26 protein-coding genes are annotated in these 23,424 nt (G+C 68.6%); all 26 read left to right on the forward strand.

Going from position 1 to position 23,424, the window contains the following annotated elements; translation table 11 throughout:
• Positions 1-46: 46 nt before the first annotated feature.
• The 26 genes from WMC41_RS05470 (at position 47) to WMC41_RS05595 (ending at position 23,399) form a co-directional block, all read left to right on the forward strand.
• Complete coding sequence (locus WMC41_RS05470) at positions 47-355, forward strand: DUF6107 family protein (RefSeq protein ID WP_244769956.1); 309 nt, start codon at positions 47-49, stop codon at positions 353-355.
• Between the two features lie 148 nt (positions 356-503).
• Positions 504-1,061 (forward strand): HK97 family phage prohead protease, encoded by a 558-nt coding sequence (locus WMC41_RS05475; protein WP_244769957.1) that lies wholly within the window; start codon positions 504-506, stop codon positions 1,059-1,061.
• Between the two features lie 72 nt (positions 1,062-1,133).
• Entirely contained in the window at positions 1,134-2,378 is a 1,245-nt protein-coding gene (locus WMC41_RS05480) for a phage major capsid protein (RefSeq protein WP_432347259.1), read from the forward strand.
• Positions 2,379-2,574: 196 nt separating this feature from the next.
• A complete protein-coding gene (locus tag WMC41_RS05485) occupies positions 2,575-3,144 on the forward strand; it encodes a head-tail connector protein (RefSeq protein WP_432347260.1) in 570 nt (189 codons plus the stop codon).
• The gene (locus WMC41_RS05490; RefSeq protein WP_272804885.1) at positions 3,144-3,482 is read left to right on the forward strand and encodes a phage head closure protein; all 339 of its coding nucleotides are present in this window, start codon (positions 3,144-3,146) and stop codon (positions 3,480-3,482) included. Before WMC41_RS05485 ends, WMC41_RS05490 begins: the two co-directional genes overlap by 1 nt.
• Positions 3,479-3,886 carry a DUF3168 domain-containing protein gene (locus WMC41_RS05495; RefSeq protein WP_432347261.1) on the forward strand — a complete coding sequence of 136 codons (408 nt, stop codon included), beginning with the start codon at positions 3,479-3,481 and terminating at the stop codon, positions 3,884-3,886. Before WMC41_RS05490 ends, WMC41_RS05495 begins: the two co-directional genes overlap by 4 nt.
• A gap of 27 nt (positions 3,887-3,913) precedes the next feature.
• Positions 3,914-4,321, forward strand: coding sequence for a phage major tail protein, TP901-1 family (locus WMC41_RS05500; protein WP_272804887.1), 408 nt, complete (start codon positions 3,914-3,916; stop codon positions 4,319-4,321).
• Entirely contained in the window at positions 4,321-4,683 is a 363-nt protein-coding gene (locus WMC41_RS05505; RefSeq protein ID WP_272804888.1) for a gene transfer agent family protein, read from the forward strand. The genes WMC41_RS05500 and WMC41_RS05505 overlap by 1 nt, the downstream gene beginning before the upstream one ends.
• Positions 4,684-4,739: 56 nt before the next feature.
• Positions 4,740-4,883 carry a phage tail assembly chaperone gene (locus tag WMC41_RS05510; RefSeq protein ID WP_432347262.1) on the forward strand — a complete coding sequence of 48 codons (144 nt, stop codon included), beginning with the start codon at positions 4,740-4,742 and terminating at the stop codon, positions 4,881-4,883.
• A 3-nt stretch (positions 4,884-4,886) separates the two neighbouring features.
• On the forward strand, positions 4,887-5,420 hold the full coding sequence (locus tag WMC41_RS05515) for a phage tail tape measure protein (protein ID WP_432347263.1): 534 nt from the start codon (positions 4,887-4,889) through the stop codon (positions 5,418-5,420).
• Positions 5,421-5,822: 402 nt separating this feature from the next.
• Entirely contained in the window at positions 5,823-6,458 is a 636-nt protein-coding gene (locus tag WMC41_RS05520; RefSeq protein ID WP_432347264.1) for a phage distal tail protein, Rcc01695 family, read from the forward strand.
• Positions 6,455-7,345 carry a DUF2163 domain-containing protein gene (locus tag WMC41_RS05525; RefSeq protein WP_432347265.1) on the forward strand — a complete coding sequence of 297 codons (891 nt, stop codon included), beginning with the start codon at positions 6,455-6,457 and terminating at the stop codon, positions 7,343-7,345. Before WMC41_RS05520 ends, WMC41_RS05525 begins: the two co-directional genes overlap by 4 nt.
• A 208-nt stretch (positions 7,346-7,553) precedes the next feature.
• On the forward strand, positions 7,554-7,961 hold the full coding sequence (locus tag WMC41_RS05530) for an NlpC/P60 family protein (RefSeq protein WP_432348273.1): 408 nt from the start codon (positions 7,554-7,556) through the stop codon (positions 7,959-7,961).
• Positions 7,962-7,964: 3 nt separating this feature from the next.
• A complete protein-coding gene (locus WMC41_RS05535) occupies positions 7,965-11,798 on the forward strand; it encodes a baseplate multidomain protein megatron (protein ID WP_432347266.1) in 3,834 nt (1,277 codons plus the stop codon).
• A gap of 15 nt (positions 11,799-11,813) precedes the next feature.
• The gene (locus WMC41_RS05540; protein WP_432347267.1) at positions 11,814-12,023 is read left to right on the forward strand and encodes a hypothetical protein; all 210 of its coding nucleotides are present in this window, start codon (positions 11,814-11,816) and stop codon (positions 12,021-12,023) included.
• 92 nt (positions 12,024-12,115) lie between these two features.
• On the forward strand, positions 12,116-12,367 hold the full coding sequence (locus tag WMC41_RS05545) for a hypothetical protein (protein ID WP_244769969.1): 252 nt from the start codon (positions 12,116-12,118) through the stop codon (positions 12,365-12,367).
• 48 nt (positions 12,368-12,415) lie between these two features.
• Complete coding sequence (locus WMC41_RS05550; protein WP_244769970.1) at positions 12,416-13,087, forward strand: response regulator transcription factor; 672 nt, start codon at positions 12,416-12,418, stop codon at positions 13,085-13,087.
• The gene (locus WMC41_RS05555) at positions 13,077-14,495 is read left to right on the forward strand and encodes an ATP-binding protein (protein WP_432347268.1); all 1,419 of its coding nucleotides are present in this window, start codon (positions 13,077-13,079) and stop codon (positions 14,493-14,495) included. Before WMC41_RS05550 ends, WMC41_RS05555 begins: the two co-directional genes overlap by 11 nt.
• 268 nt (positions 14,496-14,763) lie before the next feature.
• Positions 14,764-15,195 carry a hypothetical protein gene (locus tag WMC41_RS05560; RefSeq protein WP_244769972.1) on the forward strand — a complete coding sequence of 144 codons (432 nt, stop codon included), beginning with the start codon at positions 14,764-14,766 and terminating at the stop codon, positions 15,193-15,195.
• Positions 15,196-15,351: 156 nt separating this feature from the next.
• On the forward strand, positions 15,352-16,488 hold the full coding sequence (gene ccmI / locus WMC41_RS05565; protein WP_432347269.1) for a c-type cytochrome biogenesis protein CcmI: 1,137 nt from the start codon (positions 15,352-15,354) through the stop codon (positions 16,486-16,488).
• A complete protein-coding gene (gene ccmE / locus WMC41_RS05570; protein ID WP_244769974.1) occupies positions 16,485-16,934 on the forward strand; it encodes a cytochrome c maturation protein CcmE in 450 nt (149 codons plus the stop codon). Before ccmI ends, ccmE begins: the two co-directional genes overlap by 4 nt.
• Positions 16,931-18,916, forward strand: coding sequence for a heme lyase CcmF/NrfE family subunit (locus WMC41_RS05575; protein ID WP_272804896.1), 1,986 nt, complete (start codon positions 16,931-16,933; stop codon positions 18,914-18,916). Before ccmE ends, WMC41_RS05575 begins: the two co-directional genes overlap by 4 nt.
• Positions 18,913-19,365, forward strand: a complete 453-nt coding sequence (locus WMC41_RS05580; protein WP_244769976.1) for a cytochrome c-type biogenesis protein — start codon at positions 18,913-18,915, stop codon at positions 19,363-19,365. Before WMC41_RS05575 ends, WMC41_RS05580 begins: the two co-directional genes overlap by 4 nt.
• A gap of 232 nt (positions 19,366-19,597) precedes the next feature.
• Positions 19,598-21,172 carry a Do family serine endopeptidase gene (locus WMC41_RS05585; protein WP_244769977.1) on the forward strand — a complete coding sequence of 525 codons (1,575 nt, stop codon included), beginning with the start codon at positions 19,598-19,600 and terminating at the stop codon, positions 21,170-21,172.
• Between the two features lie 114 nt (positions 21,173-21,286).
• On the forward strand, positions 21,287-21,970 hold the full coding sequence (locus WMC41_RS05590; protein WP_064329523.1) for a response regulator transcription factor: 684 nt from the start codon (positions 21,287-21,289) through the stop codon (positions 21,968-21,970).
• 13 nt (positions 21,971-21,983) lie between these two features.
• Positions 21,984-23,399: an ATP-binding protein gene (locus WMC41_RS05595; protein WP_432348275.1), complete on the forward strand. Its 1,416-nt coding sequence runs from the start codon at positions 21,984-21,986 to the stop codon at positions 23,397-23,399.
• Positions 23,400-23,424: the final 25 nt, after the last annotated feature.

A 23,424-nucleotide genomic window follows, 5' to 3' on the forward strand; every position in this document is an offset into this window, starting at 1 on the left:
GCGGCCCGCTATCTCAGATTTCCATAATAATCTGAAAGGCTTAACAATGGCTGACTTCGGAAACGACAGCGGGCTTTGGACGGCCCGGCTGATCGGCGCGTCGGCGGGCGCGGCCGTCTCGCTCATCTATCTCCTGCCGAGGAGCCGCCGCGAGGCGGCGTGCCGGTTCCTCACGGGGCTTGCCTGCGGCCTCGTCTTCGGCGGGCCGGCGGGGCTGTGGATCGCGGTGCGGCTCGGCATTGCCGGCTATCTCGGGCCGGCGGAGATGCTCCTGACCGGCTCGGCGGCGGCCAGCCTTTCGGCCTGGTGGGGGCTGGGGGTGCTGGCGCGGCTGGCGGAGCGGATGAGGGAATAGGCGGTAGGCAATAGCCAATAGGCAGTAGGGAATAGGGAATTGGTGGTTGGGGCTGCGCTGCGCCGATCCCTACTGCCTACTGCCTACTGCCTATTGGCTACCGCCTATTGGCTACCGCCTATCCCCCTTCACATCATCGGAGAAGACCATGATCACCGACGACCTGCCGGTCTGGCGGACGAAGAAATATGCCGATCTGACGCTTTCGGGCGTTTCCGGCGACGGGCTGTTTTCCGGCTATGCGAGCCTCTTCGGCGAGGTGGACCTTGGCAAGGACACGATCGCGCCGGGCGCCTTTTCCCGCTCGCTGGAAAAGCGCGGGGCCTCCGGCGTGCGCATGCTGTTTCAGCACGATCCGGCCGAGCCGCTCGGGCGCTGGCGGACGATCCGCGAGGACGGGCGGGGGCTCTATGTCGAGGGCGTGCTTTCGCCCGGCGTGGCGCGGGCCCGCGAGGTGCTGAACCTCATGAAGTCGGGCGCGCTCGACGGGCTTTCCATCGGCTTCCAGACCGTGCGCTCGAAGACCGACCGGACGAGCGGCGTGCGCCGCATCCTGGAGGCCGACCTCTGGGAGATCTCGATCGTCACCTTTCCCATGCTGCCCTCGGCGCGGGTGTCGAACGTGAAGAATGCGCGGTGGTTCCGCGACCGGGAGACCGAGCTCGTGCGCCTCATGCGCCGGGCGGCCCGGATGATGAAACGCTAGGCTTTTGTTTTACCCGACGCCGAAGCGGTTTCGCTTCGGCTGGAAATGCCAACCGAAGAAGAGGAAGACAGCATGGAGAGCCACAAGACCGCGCCGGAAATCAAGGCCGTGCCGGAAACGATGACCGCCGCCTTCGACGATTTCATGGAGGCCTTCGAGGCCTTCAAGGAGACGAACGACCGCCGGCTCGGCGAGATCGAGCAGAAGCTGACCGCCGACGTGGTGACGCGCGACAAGATGGAACGCATCAACCGCGCGATGGACGAGCACAAGCGCGTCATCGACCAGCTGGCGCTGAAGAAGGCGCGCCCGGCGCTCGGCGGCGGCGAGGGCGGCTTCGAGGCGGCCGAGCACAAGGCGGCCTTCTCCGCCTATATGCGCCGCGGCGACGAGAGCGCGCTGCGGGCGCTGGAGGGCAAGGCCATGTCGGTCGGCTCGGCGGCGGATGGCGGCTATCTCGTGCCGCCGGAGACCGACACGGAGATCGGCCGCCGGCTTTCCGCCGTCTCGCCGATCCGGGCGCTGGCGACCGTGCGCCAGGTCTCCGGCACGGTGCTGAAGAAGCCGTTCGCGACGGGCGGCATGGCGGCGGGCTGGGTGGCGGAAACCGCCGCGCGGCCGCAGACGGGCAATGCGCAGCTTGCCGAACTCTCCTTCCCGACCATGGAGCTCTACGCCATGCCGGCGGCGACGGCCGCGCTGCTCGACGACGCGGCGGTGGACGTGGAGGGCTGGATCGCCTCGGAGATCGACATGGTCTTCGCCGAGCAGGAGGGCACCGCCTTCGTCTCTGGCGACGGCACCAACAAGCCGAAGGGCTTCCTCGGCTACACGGCCGTCGCCGACGCGAGCTGGAGCTGGGGCAATATCGGCTATATCGCGACGGGCGCGGCCGGGGCCTTCAAGGCCGCAAGCCCCTCCGACACGCTGTTCGACACGGTCTATTCGCTGAAGGCGGGGCACCGGCAGAACGGCACCTTCGTGATGAACCGCAAGACGCAGGGGCAGATCCGCAAGTTCAAGGATGCGGACGGCAACTATCTCTGGCGCCCGCCGGCCTCGGCGGGGCAGGCGGCCTCGCTGCTCGGCTTCGCCATCGCGGAGGCCGAGGACATGCCGGACGTGGCGGCCGACAGCTTCTCCATCGCCTTCGGCGACTTCCGCTCCGGCTACCTCGTCGTCGACCGCACGGGCGTGCGCGTGCTGCGCGATCCCTATTCGGCCAAGCCCTATGTGCTGTTCTACACGACCAAGCGCGTCGGCGGCGGGGTGCAGAATTTCGAGGCGATCAAGCTGGTGAAGTTCGCGGCGAGCTGAGCGACCCCGTCCAACAGCGCCGTCATGGTCGGGCTTGACCCGACCATCCACCCGCCGTCGCGCGGCTGTGGAACCTCGGGTCAAGCCCGAGGATGACGCAAAGTGTGCACCCGCGGCGTTCCCTGGCGCCGGTGCCGGCGGGCGCGGTTTCCTCCCGGCCGCGCCCGCATTCCTTTCTCCATCGCGAAGGACGATCATGACCATTGCGGAACTGTTGCCGCCGGCCGTGGAGCCGGTGACGCTTGCCGAGGCGAAGGCGCATCTGCGCCTCGATGCGGCCGACGAGGATGCGCTGCTGTCTGCGCTGGTCCGCGTGGCGCGCGAACATCTGGAGGCCGCGACGGGGCTTTGCCTGATCACGCGCCCCTTGCGCCTCTATCTCGACGACTGGCCCGAAACGCGGGTGATTCAGATTGCCAGGGGGCCGGTGCAAACCATTGAGATGGTGACGGTTTATGACGCCGCCGGACTGCCGGTCGCGGTCGATGCGAGTGGCTATCTGCTCGACGGCACGGCGCGGCCGGCCCGGCTGCTGCTTCCGGCGCGCCCGGCGAGCGGGCGGGCGCTCAACGGCATCGAGATCGATTTCACCGCCGGCTTCGGCGAGAGCGGCGCGGATGTGCCGGACGGGCTGAAGCGGGCGCTGCTCTTGCATGTGGCGGCCATGTTCGAGCTGCGCGGGGTGCTTTCGCCTCAGGACCAGCCGGGCACGGTGCCGGCGGGCTACGACCGGCTGGTGGCGCCCTACCGGCTGCGGAGGCTGTGATGGCGAAGGCGAGGATCATCGATCCCGGCGCATTCTCCGCGCGGCTGACGCTGGAAGGGCCGGTCGAGACGCCGGACGGGCAGGGCGGCGTGGAGCGCGGCTTTGCGGCGCTGGCAACGCTCTGGGCGGCGATCGAGCCGGTGGCGGCGCGGGCGGACGAGGCGGCGGGCACGCTGCCGGTGACGGTGACGCACCGCATCTGGCTGCGGCGGCGGGGCGACCTTGCCGGCGGCATGCGGCTGCGCAAGGGCGCGCGGATCTTCGCCATCCGCGCCTTTCGCGATCCGGACGAGACGGGGCGCTATACGCTCTGCGACTGCGAGGAGATCCAGCCATGAGCGCGGCATCGGCCCTGCAGAAGGCGATCTTCGCCAGGCTTTCGGGCGATGCGGCGCTGACGGCGCTGGTCGGCGCGAACGGCATCACCGACCGAAGGCCCGACGGGCCGGCGGCGCCGCTGCTCGTGATCGCGGGCATCGACAGTATCGACCATTCGACGGCGAGCGAGACGGGCGAGGAACATGTGGTGACGCTGGAGGCCTGGTCCGAGGCGGCGGGGCACCGGCAGGTGCAGGCGATGGCCGTCGCCGTGCGCGCGGCGCTCGACGACGCGGCGCTGGTGCTGGCCGGGCACCATCTCGTCCTGCTCTTCCATCGCGACACGCGGCTTCGCCGCGACGGCAAGTCCCGCTTCCACCGCGCGGAAATGCGCTTCCGGGCGGTGACGGAGCCGCATGCCTGACACCTCTCTTTCGGAAAGGACCTTGCCATGGTGGCACAGAAGGGGCGCGAGCTCCTCATCAAGATCGACAACGGGGCGGGTTTCGTCACCGTTGCGGGGCTGCGTTCGAAGCGGCTGTCGTTCAATGCGCAGCTCGTCGATGTGACGGATGCGGAATCGGCGGGGCGCTGGCGCGAACTGCTGGGTGGGGCGGGCGTGCAGCGCGCGGCGGTGTCCGGCGCCGGCATCTTCAAGGACCAGGCGTCGGACGCGCTGGTGCGCTCGCTGTTCTTCGCCGGCACGATCCTCGCCTGGCAGATCGTGATCCCGGATTTCGGCACGGTCGCGGGGCCGTTCCAGATTGCAGCGCTGGACTATTCCGGCGCGCATGACGGCGAGGTGGTCTTCGAGATCGCGCTGGAATCGGCCGGGCTGCTCACCTTCGGGGCGCTCTGATGGGCGCGCGGGCGAACCGGCACCGCGGCGAGATCGAGGCGGTCCTCGACGGCGAGCGGCGGGTGCTGTGCCTGACGCTCGGGGCGCTGGCGGAGCTGGAGACGGCCTTTGCCGTCGACAGCCTGACGGGGCTTGCCGAGCGCTTCTCCTCCGGGCGGCTGAAGGCGGGCGATCTCATCCGCATCATCGGCGCGGGGCTGCGCGGCGGCGGCAACCTCTTTTCCGACGAGGACGTGGCGGCGATGGCGGTGGCGGACGGCCTCTCCGGCTTTGCGCGCATTGCGGCGGAGCTGTTGCAGGCGACCTTCGGGCCGGGCGCGGAGGCGCGGCCGGAAAACCCTCCGGGGCCGCATCCGGGCTGAACGGGAGGAGGGCGGCCTTTCCCTGGGAGGCGGCGCTTCATGCCGGGCTCTGCCGGATGCGGCTTTCGGCGACGGATTTCTGGGCGATGACGCCGCGCGAGCTGGCCTTCGCGCTCGGCGTGCTGCGGCCTGTGCCGCCGGCGCCCGGGCGCGATGCGCTTGCCGCGCTGATGCGCGCCTTTCCCGACCACAAGGAGTGAACGATGGCGGATACGGATGACAGACCGCTTGCCGGCACGCTCGACGATGCCGGGCAGCTTTCGGCGATCTTCGACGACCTGGAGGCGCGCTCGCGCTCCTTCGGCGCGGCGTTGACGAACGCGCTGAAGGGTGCGGTCGTCGACGGCAAGGGGCTGGAGAGCGTGTTGCGCGGGCTGGCGCTGCGCATGAGCGACATTGCGCTTTCCGTTGGGCTGAAGCCGCTGGAAGGGTTTTTGTCGTCGGGCTTTTCCGGCCTGCTCGGCGGCGCCACGCCCTTCGCCAAGGGCGGGGTCGTGGCCTCGCCGACCTATTTCGGGACCGGCGGCGGGCTCGGGCTGATGGGCGAAGCGGGGGCGGAGGCGATCCTGCCCCTGAAGCGCGGGCCGGATGGGGCGCTGGGTGTCGCCGGCGAGGGCGGCGGGACGCGCATCGTCTTCAACGTGACGGCGCAGGATGCGGCGAGTTTCCGCAAGTCCGAGGGGCAGATCGCGGCCATGCTGACGCGCGCCGTGGGGCGCGGGCAGCGCAGTTTGTGAGGGCGAACGCTCCTCATCCCGCTGCTGCGACCCTCACCCCGAGGCGCAGGAGTATCGCTTGTGGAAGGAAACCGTTGCCCCATCCCCTTCTCCCCCGCGGGGAGAAGGTGCCGGCAGGCGGATGAGGGGGATGGCGACGGTGCAAAGGCTCGATCCGAGCCACCCCCTCATCCGACCCTTCGGGCCACCTTCTCCCCGCGGGGGAGAAGGGGAGAGCGGCACCGTCGAACGCCGTAGGCGATCGCCCTGCCGCGGGCGGGGAGAAGGGAATCGGGGTGAGGGTTTCGCGATAAGTGGCTCGGGCGATTCGGGAAAACCGCGCTCCATGTTCCTTCTCCCCGCTTGCGGGGAGAAGGTCGCGGCAGCGGGATGAGGGGCCGGAGCATTTTCGGAGAGATGGGCATGGCAGGATTTCATGAGGTGCGGTTTCCGCTGCGTGTCGCGCTCGGCACCAGCGGCGGGCCGGTGCGGCGGACGGATATCGTCAGCCTTTCCAACGGGCGGGAGAACCGCAATCGCCGCTGGCACGATGCGCGGCGGCGCTACGATGCGGGTTCGGGCGTGCGATCGGTCGAGGATCTCTATGCGGTGCTCGCCTTCTTCGAGGCGCGGGCCGGGCAGTTTTACGGCTTCCGCTTCCATGATCCGGTGGACCACAAGTCCTGTGCGCCGGGCGGGGCGGTCAGCGCCACGGACCAGCAGATCGGCACGGGGGACGGTGCGACGGCGGCCTTCCAACTCGTCAAGCGCTATGCGGATGCCGGCGGGGAGACCGTGCGCACCATCGAAAAGCCGGTCATGGGCACGGTGGTCGTCTCGGTGGCGGGCAGCACGCGGCCGGCGGCGGACTATACGGTGGACCATGCGACGGGTGTCGTCACCTTCAAGCCGGGCAAGATACCGGCTTCGGGCGCGATCCGGGCGGGCTACGCGTTCGACGTGCCGGTGCGCTTCGACACGGACCGCATCGACATCGACCTCGCGCAGTTCGATGCCGGGCGCATTCCCTCCATTCCGCTGGTGGAGATTCGGCCATGAGGACGATCCCGGGCGGATTGCAGGCGCATCTCGACGGCGAGGCGACGACGCTGTGCCATGCCTGGCGGGTGACGCGGCGCGACGGCGCGGTGATGGGCTTTACCGACCACGACCGCGACCTTTCCTTCGGTGGGCTCGCCTACCTGGCGGCGAGCGGCTTCGAAGCGAGCGAGACGGAGGACGGCAACGGGCTTTCGGCCGAGGGCGGCGATCTCGCGGGCGGGTTTTCGGCGGAGGCGATCCGCACCGAGGACCTTTCGGCGGGGCGCTACGACGGGGCGAAGGTCGAGGTCTATCGGGTCAACTGGCAGAACCCCGCGCAGCGTCTGCTGCTGCGCACGGCCGAGCTTGGCGAGGTGCGCCGCGAGGGCGGGCTTTTTCGCGCCGAGCTGCGGCGGCTGACGCACCGGCTCGACCAGGTGCGCGGGCGTATCTACGGACATCGCTGCGATGCGGTGCTGGGCGACGGCCGGTGCGGCGTGAACGCGGCGGCGCCGGCCTTCCGGGCGACGGCGACGGTAGGCGCGGTGCTGGACGACATGCGGCTGCGGGTGAGCGGGCTCTCCGGCTTTGCCGAGCGGTTCTTCCGCTATGGCGTGCTCACCTTCACGAGCGGCGCGGCGGAGGGGCTGGCGGCGGATATCGAGGACCAGCGCAAGGTGGCGGGCGGCGACGAGCTGACCTTCTGGCTGCCGGTGCCGGCAGGGGTGGCCGCGGGCGATGCGATGCAGGTGACGGCAGGGTGCGACAAGCGCTTTGCGACCTGCAAGGCCAAGTTCTCCAACGGGCTGAATTTCCGCGGTTTTCCGCACATGCCGGGCAGCGACTTCACCTATGGCTATGCCGACGGCGAGACGGTGCATGACGGGAGGCCGCTCTATGAGTGAGATGCTGCGGGGTGCCCCTCATCCGGCCTGCCGGCCACCTTCTCCCCGTGAACGAGGAGAAGGGGACATGCCGAACCGCCTTCTTCCACCGCGGCAATGTCATGCGGGAAACCTTGGCGGCAAATCCCTTCTCCCCGCAGCCAAGGAGAAGGTGGCCGGCAGGCCGGATGAGGGGCCGGGACAGGATACCGGCGGCCGGGTCGTCGCGATCGCCCGCAGTTTCATCGGCACGCCCTACCGGCATCAGGGCGCGCTGAAGGGCGTCGGGTGCGATTGCCTCGGGCTGGTGCGCGGCGTGTGGCGGGAGCTTTACGGGGCGGAGCCGGAGATGCCGGGCGCCTACGCCGCGGACTGGGCGGAGCGGGCGGGCGCGGAGCGGCTGCTGGAGGCGGCGGCGCGGCATTGCGGCGCGGCGCTGCCGGTCGCGGCGCTGCGGCCGGGCGATATCCTCATCTTTCGCTGGCGGGCGGGGGTGGCGGCGAAACATGCCGGCATCGCGGCGCCAGACGCGCATTTCATCCATGCCTATGAGCAGGCGGCGGTGACCGAATCGCCGCTCGTGCCCGCATGGCGCCGGCGGATCGCCGGCGTCTTCCGTTTTCCGGAGATTTCCTGAGCCATGGCGACACTTCTCTTCCAGGCGGCGGGTGCGACGCTCGGCGGCCTCTTCGGGCCGTTCGGCGCCATGCTCGGCCGGGCCGTCGGGGCGCTGGCGGGCTCGGCGGTCGACCGTTCGCTGATCAACGGCATGACGAAGATTCCCGGCGCGCGGCTCAATGACGGGCGCGTGCCGGGGGCGGAGGAAGGCACGGCGATGAGCCGCGTCTACGGCACGGCGCGTGTCGGCGGCACGCTGATCTGGGCGACGCGCTTCGAGGAGGACGTCTCCGTCGAGCGCAGCGGCGGCAAGGCGAGCGGGCCGCGGGTCGAGACCTTCAGCTATTTCGCCAACTTCGCCGTCGGCGTGTGCGAAGGGCCGATCGCCGGCATCAGGCGCGTCTTCGCGGACGGGCGGGAGATCGACCTGACCGGCATCGAGATGCGCGTCCATCGCGGCACTGCCGACCAGGCGCCCGATCCGCTGATCCTCGCCAAGCAGGGAGCGGGCAACGCGCCGGCCTATCGCGGGCTTGCCTATGTCGTCTTCGAGCGGCTGCCGCTCGACACGTTCGGCAACCGCATCCCCATCCTGCAGTTCGAGGTGCTGAAGCCGGTCGGCTCGCTGGAGGGCAAGGTCCGGGCGGTGACGGTCATTCCGGGATCGAGCGAGCATGGCTATGACCCCGAACTGGTGACGGAGAAGATCTCCGAAGGCAAGGCGCGCAACCTGAACCGCAACACGCTGGTGGCGGCAACGGACTGGGTGGCCTCGATCGACGAATTGCAGGCGCTGTGCCCCGGCCTCGAACGGGTGGGGCTGGTGGTCGCCTGGTTCGGCACGGACCTTCGGGCGGGCCAGTGCCGTATCCTGCCGGGGGTGGAGGTGTCCGAGCGGCTGGAGGAGAGCCGGCCGTGGAAGGTCTGCGGCATCGCGCGCGCGGACGCCTATGTGGTGAGCCGCGTCGAGGGCCGGCCGGCCTATGGCGGCACGCCCTCGGACGCGAGCGTGATCGCGGCCATCCGCGACCTGAGGGCGCGCGGGATCGAGGTCTATCTCTACCCTTTCCTGATGATGGACGTGCCGGCCGACAACGCGCTGCCGGACCCCTATGGCGACGTGCGGCAGGCGCCCTATCCCTGGCGCGGGCGCATCACCTGCCATCCACAATCCGCCGAGGGAACCGCTTCGGCGCGCGGCCAGGTGAACGCCTTTGTCGGCGCGGCCGGGGCGGGGAGCTTTTCCGTTTCGGGCGAGGAGATCGCCGGCCCCGCCGGCGACGAGGGGTTCCGGCGGCTGATCCTGCATTATGCGCTGCTGGCGAAGGCGGCGGGCGGGGTGGACGGCTTCCTGATCGGCTCGGAAATGCGCGGGCTGACCTGGCTGCGCGACGGGAGCGGGGCCTTTCCCTTCGTCGAGGCGCTTGGCGCGCTTGCGGGCGACGTGCGGGCGATCCTCGGGCCGGGCACGAAGATCACCTACGGGGCCGACTGGAGCGAATATTTCGGCTACCAGCCGCCCGGCGGCAGCGGCGAGGTGCGCTATCATCTCGACCCGCTCTGGGCCTCCCCGGCGATCGATGCGGTGGGCATCGACAATTACATGCCGCTCTCCGACTGGCAGAATGCCGATACGCTGGCCGGCAATCCGGACGCGTTTCGCCATTCCGAGGACATGGCGGCCATGCGCGCCATGATCACCGGCGGCGAGGGGTTCGACTGGTATTATCCCGACGCGGCGGCGCGGGTGGCGCGCGAGCGCGTGCCCATCACCGACGGCATGGCGGGAAAGCCCTGGGTGTTCCGCTACAAGGACCTCGAGAACTGGTGGGGCAATCGCCACTACGAGCGCGGGCCGGGCGGGGCGGAGCTTTCCGGCCACACCGCCTGGGTGCCGCGCTCCAAGCCGATCTGGTTCACCGAACTCGGCTGCCCGGCGGTCGACAAGGGGGCGAACCAGCCGAACGTCTTCGTCGATCCGAAAAGCTCGGAGAACGCGCTGCCCTATCATTCCGGCGGGGCGCGCAACGATGCGGTGCAGCGGCGCTTCCTCGACGCGCACCACGGCTGGTGGCAGGGCAGCGGGCCGGAGGCCGGCATGGTCGATCCGGGCCATGTCTTCCTCTGGACCTGGGATGCGCGGCCCTATCCGGCCTTTCCCGAGGATACCGCGCTCTGGTCGGACGGGCTCAACTGGCAGCGCGGGCACTGGCTGAACGCGCGGCTCGGGGCCGGGACGGTGGCGGATGTCATCGCGGCGATCCTGAAGGATCACGGGTTCCACGATTTCGACGTCTCGGGCGTTGCCGGCGATCTCTCCGGTTTCGTGCAGGCGGACCAGACCTCGGCGCGTGCGCTGATCGAGCCGCTGATGGAAGCCTTCCAGATCGATGCGCTGGAGGCGAACGGCAGGCTCGTCTTCCGATCGCGGCTGAAATCCGCGCTGCCGCCGGCGGAGATCGGCCTTCTTGCCGAGCGGCCGGAGGAGGCGCTGTTCGAGGAGAGCCGCGGGCATATCAGCGATCTCGCGGGCGAGGCGATCCTCGACCATTTCGACGATTCGGGCACCTATTCGCGCGTTACGGCGCGCTCGCGCCGCATGGCAGGGGAGAACGACCGCGTGCTGCGGCTGGCGCTGCCGGCGGTGCTGCATGCGGGGGCGGCCGCGGCGAGCGTCGAGACGGCGCTGCGCGACCAGCGGGCGGGGCAGCGCCGGCTCACCTTCCGCCTGCCGCCGACCGCGATGGGCGTGACGCCGGGCGACATCGTGCGGCTGGCCGACGGGCCGGAGGGGCGCTTTCTCATCACCGGCATCACCGACGGGCTGGTGCGGGAGGTGGAGGCGCGGGCGATCGCGGCGGGGGACAGCCCGGCGCCGTTGCTGCCGGACGGCCGGCCGCGGCCGGCGAGCGGGGTGGGCGACGCCTTTGCGCCGGACGTCGTTTTCCTCGACCTGCCGGTCCTCGGGTCGGGCGGGGCGCAGGATTTTGCGCGTGTCGCGGCCTATGCGCATCCCTGGCGCTCCATGATCGTGTCGAGTTCGGAGGGCAGCGAAGGTTATCGCAGCCGCGTGCGGCTCGACCGGCCGGCGCGGATCGGCACGCTGGTCGAGCCGCTGGAGGCGGGCGTCGCCGGGCGGTTCGATCCGGGGCGGGCGATCGTGCTCGACCTGCCCTTCGGCGGGCTTTCCGCGGTGGACACGCTGGCCATGCTGAACGGCGCCAACCGCCTTGCGCTCAGAGCCGGCAGCGGGGCCTGGGAAATCGTCGGTTTTGCCGGGGCGAGCGAGATCGCGCCGGGACGCTGGCGGCTCACCCGGCTGCTGCGCGCCCTGCATGGCACCGAGGATGCCATGGCGTCCGGCCATGCGGCCGGGACGCGGGCGGTGGTGCTTGACGATGCGGTGCTGCCGCTCGGTCTCGACGTGGAGGAGGTGGGGCGGCTCTCCAACTGGCTCGTCGAGCCTGTCGGCATGACGCCGGGACAGGCGGGTCCCTTCGCCTTTGCCGGCGGCGAGCGGGCGCTGACGCCCCTGGCGCCGGTGCATCTGCGCGGCCGGCGGGACGTCGACGGCGCCGTGCGCTTGTCGTGGATCCGGCGGGGGCGGATCGATTCGGACAGCTGGCTTGCCGCCGAGATCCCGCTCGACGAGCCGGCGGAGGCCTATCGCCTCGACATCCTCTCCGGCGCGGTGCCGGTGCGCAGCGTCGAGACCGCGGCGCCGGCCTTCACCTATCCCGCCGACCAGGAGCTTGCCGATTTCGGCGCGCCGCAGGCCGCGCTCTCCATCCGCGTGCGCCAGCTCGGCCGGGCCATCCCGCTCGGCCTGCCGGCGCGGGCGACGATCCTTCTCTGACAGAAAGGAAAACCGATGAATGACGAAACGAAAGCCTGGTACCGGTCGCGCACCGTCTGGGGCGCGCTGGTCGCGATCCTCGCCTCGCTCGCCAATGCGGCGGGCGTCGAGGTGACGGCGGGTGACGAAGGGGAACTGGCCGATCTCCTCGTGGCGGCGGTGGGCACGCTGGGCGGGTTCGTCGCGCTTTACGGGCGGATTTCCGCGTGCCGGCGGGTGCGGTGAGGCGGCTTGACGATCCACAAGGCATTCATTTGCCATTCAGCGTGGATCGTTTATTGCTTGCATCACACTGATCCGCACCTGAAAGTACATTCATGGCCTCGCCACTTCTCATAACCGCGCTTGCGGCCAGCCTGATCCTGCCGGGGCCCGTCGAGACGGGCACCGCGCGGGATGTCGTCGCGGTCGCCGGCGACTGCAGCGACGCGGCTGCGCAGGTGGTTGCCCAGACGGGGGGCGAACTGCTCTCGGCGCAGCCGAAGGGCGATACCTGCGTGGTGACGGTGCTCGTGCCCGGCAAGGGCAATGCCCGGCCGCGCAAGGTGACCGTGCGCGTGCCGATGTAGGGCCGCCGGCCGTTCGTGATGGGACGAGAGAGATAGGAAAGAGGGCGAATGCGTATCCTGGTGGTCGAGGACGACGTCAATCTGAGCCGGCAGCTCAGCGAGGCCTTGAAGGAATCAGGCTATGTTGTGGACCAGGCCTTCGATGGCGAGGAAGGCCACTATCTCGGCGACACCGAGCCCTATGACGCCATCATCCTCGACATCGGCCTGCCGGAAATGGACGGCATCACCGTCCTCGAAAAATGGCGCGCCGACGGCAAGGCCATGCCCGTCCTCATCCTGACCGCCCGCGACCGCTGGAGCGACAAGGTGGCCGGCATCGACGCCGGCGCCGACGACTATGTGGCAAAGCCCTTCCATGTCGAGGAGGTGCTGGCGCGCATCCGGGCGCTGATCCGCCGCGCGGCGGGCCATGCGAGCCCCGACATCGTCTGCGGGCCGGTGCGGCTCGACACGAAGGGCTCCAAGGCGACGGTCAACGGCGAGACGCTGAAGCTGACCTCGCACGAATACCGGCTGCTTTCCTACCTGATGCATCACATGGGCGAGGTGGTCTCGCGCACCGAGCTGGTCGAACATATGTACGATCAGGATTTCGACCGCGATTCCAACACGATCGAGGTTTTCGTCGGGCGCCTGCGCAAGAAGATCGGCGTCGACCTGATCGAGACCGTGCGCGGCCTCGGCTACCGGATGCAAGCCCCCGCCAATGGCAAATAACGCCAGGCACTCCCGCTCGCTCACCTTTCGCGTTCTTCTTCTCGCCTCGCTCTGGGCGGCGGTCGCGCTCATCGTCATCGCCGTCGTCATCTCGACGCTCTACCGCCAGAGCGCGGAGAAGAGCTTTCGCGATCTCCTGCGCGCGCAGCTCTACAACGTCATCAACTCCGTTTCGGCGGACGAGGAGACGCGGCTGACCGGCACGCCGCAGCTCGGGGACCTGCGCTTCTTCCAGCCGCAATCGGGCTGGTACTGGGTGGTCGAGCCGATCGGCGGGGCGCTGGCAAGCGAGACGCTGACCTCGTCCTCGCTCGGAACGGGGAGCATTCCGATCCCCGATACCGACAGCATTCCCTTCGACACGCGCTACGAGCGCTTCTACACGACCATCGATTCCTTCGGCAACGAGGTGGAGGTGGGCGAGACGGAAGTGGTGCTCGACGACGAGGGACGCACGGCGCGTTTTCGCGTCGTCGGCAACCGCGACGTGCTGGAGGGCGATATCGACGACTTTTCCGGCAGCCTCTATCTGGCGCTGGCCGGCTTCGGCGTCGGCAGCCTGCTTCTCAACGCGGCGGCGATCCTCATCGGCCTGAAGCCGCTCGACCGGGCGCGCAAGGCGCTGGAGAAGATCCGCGCGGGGGAGAGCGAGCAGCTCGACGGCGATTTTCCAAGGGAAATCCTGCCTTTGGCGAGCGAAGTGAATGCGCTGATCGACAGCAACCGGCGCATCGTCGAGCGGGCGCGCATGCAGGTCGGCAACCTTGCGCACTCCCTGAAGACGCCGATCGCGGTTCTCCTCAACGAATCGCGGCTGCTCGCCGCCCCGCAGGGCGATCTCGTGCGCACGCAGGCCGAAGCCATGCAGAGCCAGGTGCAATCCTATCTCAACCGTGCCCGCATCGCCGCCCAGCGCGAATCCGTACTCGCACGCACCGAGGCGCAGGCCGTGCTGGAGCGGCTGGTGCGCGTGATGCGGCGGCTCAACGCCGAATGCCAGTTTCCGCTGACCGTCGATCCGCCGGGTCTCGTGCTGGCGATGGAGCAGCAGGATGTCGAGGAGACGGTCGGCAACCTCCTGGAAAACGCCGCGCGTTATGCCCGCACGACCGTGGCCGTACGCGCCCTGATGGCGCCGGCCGAGGTGCGTGGCAATGACGATGCGCGCAAGAACTGGATCGTCATCGAGGTGGAGGACGACGGGCCGGGGCTGGAGCCGGACGAGATCCGCGAGGCGATGAAGCGCGGCAAGCGGCTCGACGAGAGCAAGCCGGGCACCGGGCTCGGCCTTTCCATCGTCAGCGAGATCGCCTCGGAATACCAGGGAACCTTCGGGCTTTCGCGCGGGCCGCGCGGCGGGCTGCTGGCCCGGCTCGTCCTGCCGGCCGTCACAAAGGATGTTGCCTGAGACGGCGGACAATGCAACAAGGGAGGGGCTCGCGACGATGAGGATCGCGGGATGGACGACGTGCCGGGCGGGCGTATCGCTTCCGGGACGAGACCAACAGGAGCGCGAGGCGGTTTTGCAGCCGCAGTCGCGTGGAAACGGAAAGCGAGAGCAGTTCCGGCAAAAGCGCGAAGCGGTTTTGCACCCGGAATTGCGGCAGAACACAAGATCAGAGCGTTTTCGCCGGCGGGTGAAAGCGCTCTCTCATGAAGAGAGACGGTCCCAGCGGATGAAGACGGGTTTGCGCGGCGCCTTTTTCCCCCTCCTTCTGGCAACAGCGACGGTTTCGGGATGCACGACCACATCGGGCGGCGCTGCCGGGACCGCCGGCACGGCCGTTCCGACCGGAGCGGGCGTCTATATCACCGCGCTGCAGGGCGGGCTCGTCAGCCGCAATGCCGGCGGCGCGCAGCTCTCCAAGGCGGACATGCAGCGGGCGCTGGAAGCCGAGTACCGTGCGCTGGAAGCCGCGCCCGGCGGCCAGCCGGTCGTCTGGCAGGGCAGGGGCGTCAGCGGATCGGTGGTGGCGGCCGCGCCCTACCAGGTCGGCTCGCAGAACTGCCGGCAGTACAGCCACACGCTGACCGTGGACGGCCGGGACACCGCAACGCGCGGGGCGGCCTGCCGCAACGCGGACGGGGCCTGGGCGCCGCTGTCCTAGCATTGTTGTTTCCGGCGCCATCCGGTTCACCGAAAAGGGGCGGGCATGCGTTGGCGCAAGCCTGACCGTTCGACGGTTGCGGCGAAACGCCTCAAATTCACGTCATTGTTCCCTGGGGAATTGGAAACGGTCGCGCGTTCCAGTATTTGAACGGTCATGTTCTTCTGGATTCTCGTCGCCATCCTGACGGCCGCCGTTGCCGCCGTTCTGTTTCTCCCCCTGCTGCGCCGCCCTCCGGCGGCAGCGGGTGACGCCGGTCATGACGTCGAGGTCTACCGCGACCAGCTCGAGGAGTTGAAGCGCGACGAGGCGAGCGGCCTCATCGGCGCGAACGAGGCCGAGCTTGCTAGGGCGGAGGTCGCGCGCCGGCTGATCGCGGCCAGCAAGGCCGAGGCGAAGGGCGGGGCGGGCCCGGCCGGGCGCCGCAACCGGCTGGCGCAGGTCTTCGTGATCGTGCTGCTGCCGACCATCGGCCTCTGTCTTTACGTCGCGACCGGCCGGCCGGATCTTCCGGCCCAGCCGCTCGCAGAGCGCCTTGCCAATCCCGGAAACGACATCTCCATCCTCATTGCCAAGGCGGAGAACCATCTGGCGCGCAATCCGGACGACGGCGCGGGCTGGGACCTCCTGGCGCCGATCTACTATCGCAGCGGCCGGGTGGAGGATGCGGCGAACGCCTTCTCCCAAGCGATCCGCCTGCTCGGGCCGACGCCGGAGCGGCTGGACGGCTATGCGGAAACGCTGATCGCCCAGTCGAACGGCATCGTGACCGCCGAGGCGCGCGCCCGGCTGGAACAGTCGCTGGCGCTGAAGGCGGACAATCCGCGCGCCGAATACTATCTGGCGCTGGCGCTGGAGCAGGAAGGCAAGCGCGCCGAGGCGCGCGCAGCCTTCGAGGCCCTGGCGAAGCAAGCGCCGGCCGATGCGCCCTGGCTGCCGCTCGTCAACCGGCATATTGCCGGGCTTGCCGAAGGGCAGGGCGGCGGCGGTGGCGCGCTCGGCAATCCGACGGCGGACGACATGGCGGCCGCCCAGGACATGTCGGCGGACGACCGCCAGCAGATGATATCGGGCATGGTCGAGAGCCTTGCGGCGAAGCTTGAGGAAAATCCCGACAATATCGAAGGATGGATGCGCATCATCCGTTCCTATGTTGTGCTGGATCAAAGGCCGAAGGCCGAAGCCGCGCTAGAGACGGCGCTGAAGACCTTCCCGGCCGACAGCGACAACGGCAAACAGCTTCTGGCGCTTGCCCGGGACCTATCGATTTCGGCTGAGGGCAGCGGACCATGACACGCAAGCAGAAACGTCTGGCAGTGATCGGCGGCGGCATCGCCTTCCTGGTGGCGGCGGTGCTGCTCGTCATGTTCGCCTTCAGCCAGTCGATCGCCTATTTCTACGTTCCGGGCGATCTCGCCAAGGCCGACGTGCCGCCGGGAACGCGCATCCGCCTCGGCGGGCTCGTGGAGTCCGGCACGGTCAAGCGCGGCGAGGGCTCGACCATCACCTTCACGGTGACGGACACGCTTGCGACGGTGCCGGTGACCTATACCGGCATCCTGCCCGACCTCTTCCGGGAGGGGCAGGGCGTGGTGGCGGAAGGCGCGTTCGGCACGGACGGGCTGTTCCTGGCCGACACGGTGCTCGCCAAGCACGACGAGACCTATATGCCCAAGGACGTCGCGGATCGCCTGAAGGCGCAGGGCGTCGAACTATCCGGCAAGGAAACGATCAAATGATCATCGAGCTCGGACACTATGCCCTGATCCTGGCGCTGGCGACCGTCATCGTCCAGTCGATCCTGCCGCTGGTCGGCACGATCCGGGGCGACCGCGCGCTGATGGCCGTGGCGCCCGCCGCGGCGCTGGCCGGTTTCCTGCTCGTGCTCTTCTCCTTCTCGGTGCTGACCTTCGCCTATGTCGTCTCCGATTTCTCGGTGGGCAATGTCTGGCAGAACTCGCATTCGCTGAAGCCGATGATCTACAAGATCACCGGGGTCTGGGGGAACCATGAGGGCTCGATGCTGCTCTGGCTCCTCATCCTCGTCTTCTTCAGCGCGCTCGTCGCCACCTTCGGCGCCAACCTGCCCGAGCGGCTGCGCGCCAACGTGCTGGCCGTGCAGGGCTTCATCTCGACGGCCTTCGCGCTGTTCATCCTGCTCACCTCCAATCCATTCCTGCGGCTCCAGCCGGCGCCGGCCGAGGGTCAGGACCTCAATCCCGTTCTGCAGGACATCGGCCTCGCGATCCATCCGCCGCTGCTCTATCTCGGTTATGTCGGCTTCTCCGTCAGTTTCTCCTTCGCCATCGCGGCGCTGATCGACGGGCGGATCGATGCGGCCTGGGCGCGCTGGGTGCGGCCGTGGACGCTGGCGGCCTGGAGCTTCCTCACCGCCGGCATCGCCATGGGCTCCTACTGGGCCTATTACGAACTCGGCTGGGGCGGCTGGTGGTTCTGGGATCCGGTGGAGAACGCCTCCTTCATTCCCTGGCTCGCCGGCACGGCGCTGCTGCATTCGGCGCTCGTCATGGAAAAGCGCGAGGCGCTGAAGATCTGGACGGTGCTGCTCGCGATCCTCACCTTCTCCATGTCGCTGCTCGGCACCTTCCTGGTGCGCTCGGGCGTGCTGACCTCGGTGCATGCGTTTGCCACCGACCCGACGCGCGGCGTCTTCATCCTCGCCATCCTTGTCTTCTTCATCGGCGGCGCGCTGTCGCTCTTCGCCTTCCGGGCGGCGACGCTGAAAGCCGGCGGGCTTTTCGCGCCGATCTCGCGCGAGGGCGCGCTCGTCCTCAACAACCTGATCCTGACGACGGCGGCCGCCACGGTGCTGACCGGCACGCTCTATCCGCTGGTCCTGGAAGCGCTGACGGGCGAGAAGATCTCCGTCGGCCCGCCCTTCTTCAACCTCACCTTCGGCCTCTTGATGCTGCCGCTGCTGCTGGCGGTGCCGTTCGGCCCGCTGCTCGCCTGGAAGCGGGGTGATGTGCTCGCCGCCGGCCAGCGCCTCTTTGCGGCGGCGGGCATCGGCCTCGTTTGCGCGGCGGTGGTCCTCTACATCCAGAACGGCGGGCCGGTGCTCGCCTATTTCGGCCTTGCCATCGGCTTCTACATGATCGCGGGCGCGATCACCGACCTGTGGCTGCGCGCCGGCATCGGCAAGGTGGCGCGCAACGTCGCCGTCCGCCGCTTCATCGGCCTGCCGGGCTCGGCCTTCGGCACGGCGCTCGCCCATATCGGCATCGGCGTGACGGTGATCGGCGTCATCGCGGTGACGGCGTTCGAGACCGAGCATGTCGTCGAAATGAAGCCCGGCATGCAGGTGGAGGCCGGCGGCTACACGCTGACCTTCGACGGCATGCGCCGCGGGCAGGGGCCGAACTATTCCGAGGAATCCGGCCACTTCACCGTGGCGCGCGGCGGCGTGATCGTCACCGACGTCTGGTCCTCCAAGCGGCTCTATTCCGCCCGCCGCATGCCGACGACGGAGGCGGGCATCCGCACCTTCGGGCTCAGCCAGCTCTATGTCTCGCTCGGCGATGCAATGGCCGACGGCGGCATCGTCGTGCGCGTCTGGTGGAAGCCGATGATCCTCTGTATCTGGATCGGCACGCTGATCATGATGGCGGGCGGCATCGTGTCGCTGTGCGACCGGCGGCTGCGCGTCGGGGCGCCGCAGAAGGTTCGCAAGGTCAAGCCGGCGCTGGAGGCGGCGGAATGATGCGCCGCCTGCTCCTCGCCTCGGCCTTCCTGCTTGCCGCTTTTCCGGCCTTCGCGGTCAATCCGGACGAGGTGCTGGCCGATCCGGCGCTGGAGGCGCGGGCGCGGGCGCTGTCGGCCGAGCTGCGTTGCATGGTCTGCCAGAACCAGTCGATCGACGATTCCAATGCCGAGCTTGCCCGCGACCTCAGGCTTCTCGTGCGCGAGCGGCTGAAGAACGGCGACAGCGACGAGGCGGTGATCGAATACGTCGTCTCGCGCTATGGCGAATTCGTGCTGCTGAACCCGCGCCTGCGCGGCGAGACGCTGCTCCTGTGGGGCGCGCCGATCGTGCTCTTCCTCGCGGGCGCGGCGGCGATGGTGCTTTTCGTGCGCAAGCGCAGCGGCAAGCCGACGGGAACGCCGCTTTCGGAGGCGGAGAAGGCCGAGCTGGAAAAGGCTCTGGAGTGAGGAAATGGGGATGAGGAATTAGGCAGTAGCCAATAGGCAGTAGGGAAGGAGATATTTCTACTGCCTACTGCCTACTGCCTACTGCCTACTGCCTACTGCCTACTGCCTAATTCCTTCTTCCCAACATTACCAAAAATTCATGCCGCGGATAGTGCGCTGTAATGTGCACGCGCCTATCTCTTGCTCATCGGCTGCCGCACGCAGCCATGAAGTGAGAGAAAAGGTGCAAAGAATGTCCAAGATTTCAGCATTCCGTCCAGGCCTCAAGACCGTCCTGAAGACGACCACCGTCGCCGGGCTTGCGGCCGTCATGCTTGCGACCGGCATTCCCGCGCGCGTCACCGAGAGTTTTGCAGAAGCCGTGTCGGTGCAGGGCCCGCAGGTTGCGAGCTTTGCCGACGTCGTGGAGGCCGTCTCGCCGGCCGTCGTTTCCGTTCGCGTCCAGTCCGATGTCAAGCCGGCCAATGACGAGAGCAACTTCAGCTTCAACTTCGGCGGCCGCGGCTTCGACGAGCTTCCCGACGATCATCCGCTGAAGCGCTTCTTCCGTGAGTTCGGCGGCCCCGACCAGTTCCGGGGCGACCGCGGGCCGGATCGCCGCTTCGGTGAACGCGGCGATCGCCGCGGTCGTGACCGCAAGCCGCATCTGCGCCCGACCTCGCAGGGTTCCGGCTTCTTCATCTCGGAAGACGGCTACATCGTCACCAACAACCACGTCGTCAATGACGGCACCGCCTTCACGGTCGTGATGAACGACGGCACGGAGCTCGACGCCAAGCTCGTCGGCAAGGACAGCCGCACGGACCTCGCCGTCCTGAAGGTCGAGGAGAAGGACAAGCGCAAGTTCACCTATGTGAGCTTCGCCGATGACAGCCAGATCCGCGTCGGTGACTGGGTCGTCGCCGTCGGCAACCCGTTCGGCCTCGGCGGCACGGTGACGGCTGGCATCATCTCGGCCCGCGGCCGCGACATCGGCTCCGGCCCCTATGACGACTACCTGCAGGTGGATGCCGCCGTGAACCGCGGCAATTCCGGTGGCCCGACCTTCAACCTCAACGGCCAGGTCGTCGGCATCAACACCGCGATCTTCTCGCCGTCCGGCGGCAATGTCGGCATCGCCTTCGCGATTCCCGCCTCCGTCGCCAAGGGCGTCGTCGCCGACCTGATGAAGGACGGCAAGGTCGACCGCGGCTGGCTCGGCGTGCAGATCCAGCCGGTGAGCCGCGACATCGCCGATTCGCTCGGCCTGGCGGACGCCGCCGGTGCCCTCGTCGTCGAACCGCAGGCCGATTCGCCCGGTGCCAAGGCCGGCATCAAGAAGGGCGACGTGATCACGGCGCTCGATGGCGAGCCGATCAAGAACCCGCGTGACCTTGCCCGCCGCGTGGCCGACATCGCACCCGGCAAGACGGTGGAGCTTTCGGTCTGGCGTGACGGCAAGTCCGAGACGATCGCGGTCGAGATCGGCACGCTTGCCGGCGAGCAGATCCAGGCCGCGACGGGCACGGACGAAGTCGAGCCGGAAGCGCCCGCCAGCGAGCAGGCGCTTGCCGATCTCGGCATCTCGGTCACGCCGGGCGACGACGGCCTGACGGTCTCTTCCGTCGATCCGGACTCCGACGCCAGCGATCGCGGCCTCAAGGAAGGCGACCGCATCACCTCCGTCAACAACCAGGCCGTGAAGTCTGCCGACGACGTGGTGAAGGTCATCAACAATGCCCGCAAGGACGGCCGCTCCAAGGCGCTGTTCCAGATCGAGACCAATGACGGCAGCCGCTTCCTGGCCCTGCCGATCGACCAGGGCTGAGCGGCTCCGTAATCCGCTTTTCGGCGCCGCGAAATCGCAAGGTTTCGCGGCGCTGCCATATCGGGACACGGCACTCTGGCCAAGTCCCGCCGAACATGCTGTAAGGTCCGCACGATGAAGATATTGATTGTGGAAGACGATCTGGAGGCGGCCGCCTATCTCTCGAAGGCCTTTCGCGAGGCGGGCATCGTGCTCGACCATGCGAGCGACGGCGAAAGCGGCCTCTTCCTCGCCACCGAGAACAGCTACGACGTCCTGGTCATCGACCGCATGCTGCCGCGCCGCGACGGCCTGTCGCTGATCTCGGAGCTGCGCCGCCGCAACATCCACACCCCCGTGCTCATCCTCTCCGCGCTCGGCCAGGTCGACGACCGCGTGACGGGGCTTCGCGCCGGCGGCGACGACTACCTGCCGAAACCCTATGCCTTCAGCGAGCTGCTGGCGCGCGTGGAGGTGCTCGGGCGGCGCAAGGGCACGCCGGAGCAGGACATGGTCTACCGCGTCGGCGACCTCGAGCTCGATCGGCTGTCCCACACGGTCAAGCGCGCCGGCAAGGAGATCCTGCTTCAGCCGCGCGAGTTCCGCCTGCTCGAATATCTGATGAAGAATGCCGGCCAGGTCGTGACGCGCACCATGCTGCTGGAGAATGTCTGGGACTATCATTTCGACCCGCAGACCAATGTCATCGACGTCCATGTCTCGCGGCTGCGCTCGAAGATCGAGAAGGACTTCGACCAGCCTTTGCTGCGCACCGTGCGCGGCGCGGGATACATGATGAAGGACGAGGCGGCGGGCTGACCCCATGCATCGAATGCTCGGCAGGCTGACCGCCCTCTATCGCACGACCGCGGTGCGGCTTTCCGCCGTCTATCTGCTGCTGTTCGCCCTGTGCGCGGCCTTCCTCGTCTTCTACGTCTCCTCCATGTCGGAACGGCTGCTGCGCCAGCAGATGCGCGAGGCGGTGGCGCAGGAGGTCGAGCAGATCGAGCGCGTCTTCGAAGGCAACGGCATGAACGGCCTCCTGCGCACGCTGGAACGGCGCTCGCGCCAGCCGGGCGCCAATCTCTACATCATCGCAAGCCCGACGGGCGAGGTGCTGGCCGGCAACGTGGCGTCGCTGCAGCCCGGCGTGCTCGATACCGAGGGCTGGACGGAGACGCCCTTCCGCTACCAGCGCTTCCAGGAGGAGGCGCGCGGCAACAGTCGCCCCATGGCCTATGCGCAGGTCATCGTGCTCTCCAACGGCCTGCGCGTGCTTGTCGGCCGCGATCTCGGCGAGCCGGAGAATTTCCGCTATCTGGTGCGCCAGGCGCTGATGGTGGCGCTGGGCGTCATGGGCTTCGGCGCGCTCGCCATCTGGTACCTGATCGGGCGCAATGCGCTGAAACGCATGGACCGCATGTCCGGCGCCAGCCAGCGCATCATGGCGGGCGACCTCTCGCAGCGCCTGCCGACCAGCGGCTCCGGCGACGAGTTCGACCGCCTGTCGGAATCGCTCAACACCATGCTCGGCCGCATCGAGAAGCTCGACGAGGGCCTGAAGCAGGTCTCCGACAATATCGCGCATGACCTCAAGACGCCGCTCACCCGGCTGCGCAACAAGGCGGAGGCGGCGCTTGCCGGCGGCGATAGGGCCGACTACCGCACGGCGCTGGAGGAGATGATCGGGGAATCCGACCAGCTCATCCGCACCTTCAACGCGCTCCTGATGATTTCCCGCGTCGAGGCGGGACAAGCGCCGGCCGAGATGAGCGCGATCGACATCAGCGGCATCGCCCAGGACAGCGCCGAGCTCTACGAGCCGGTGGCCGAGGACAGCGGCCTCACGCTGGTGACCGCCATCGCCGACGGCGTCGAGGTCAAGGGCAACCGCGAGCTCGTCGGCCAGGCGCTCGGCAACCTCATCGACAATGCGATCAAATATGCCGAGGGCAGCGGGGGCGAACCCGAGATCCGCATTTCCCTCGAACGGCGGGAGGGCGAGGTCGTGCTTTCGGTCGCCGACAGCGGCCCGGGCGTGCCCGACGACAAGCGCGAGGACGTGGTGAAGCGCTTCGTGCGGCTCGATGCCAGCCGCTCCAAGCCCGGCACGGGCCTAGGCCTCTCGCTGGCCGGCGCCGTCATGGAAATGCATCACGGCCGCCTGGAGATCGACGCGACCCATCCGGAGCGGGAAAACAATCGGGGGCTGACGGTCAGGATGGTTTTCCCCGTCGTTGCGGACTGATACACCTTTTCGCGCCGGCCTTTCA

This window comes from Shinella yambaruensis, assembly GCF_050859155.1.
Lineage (GTDB): Bacteria > Pseudomonadota > Alphaproteobacteria > Rhizobiales > Rhizobiaceae > Shinella > Shinella yambaruensis.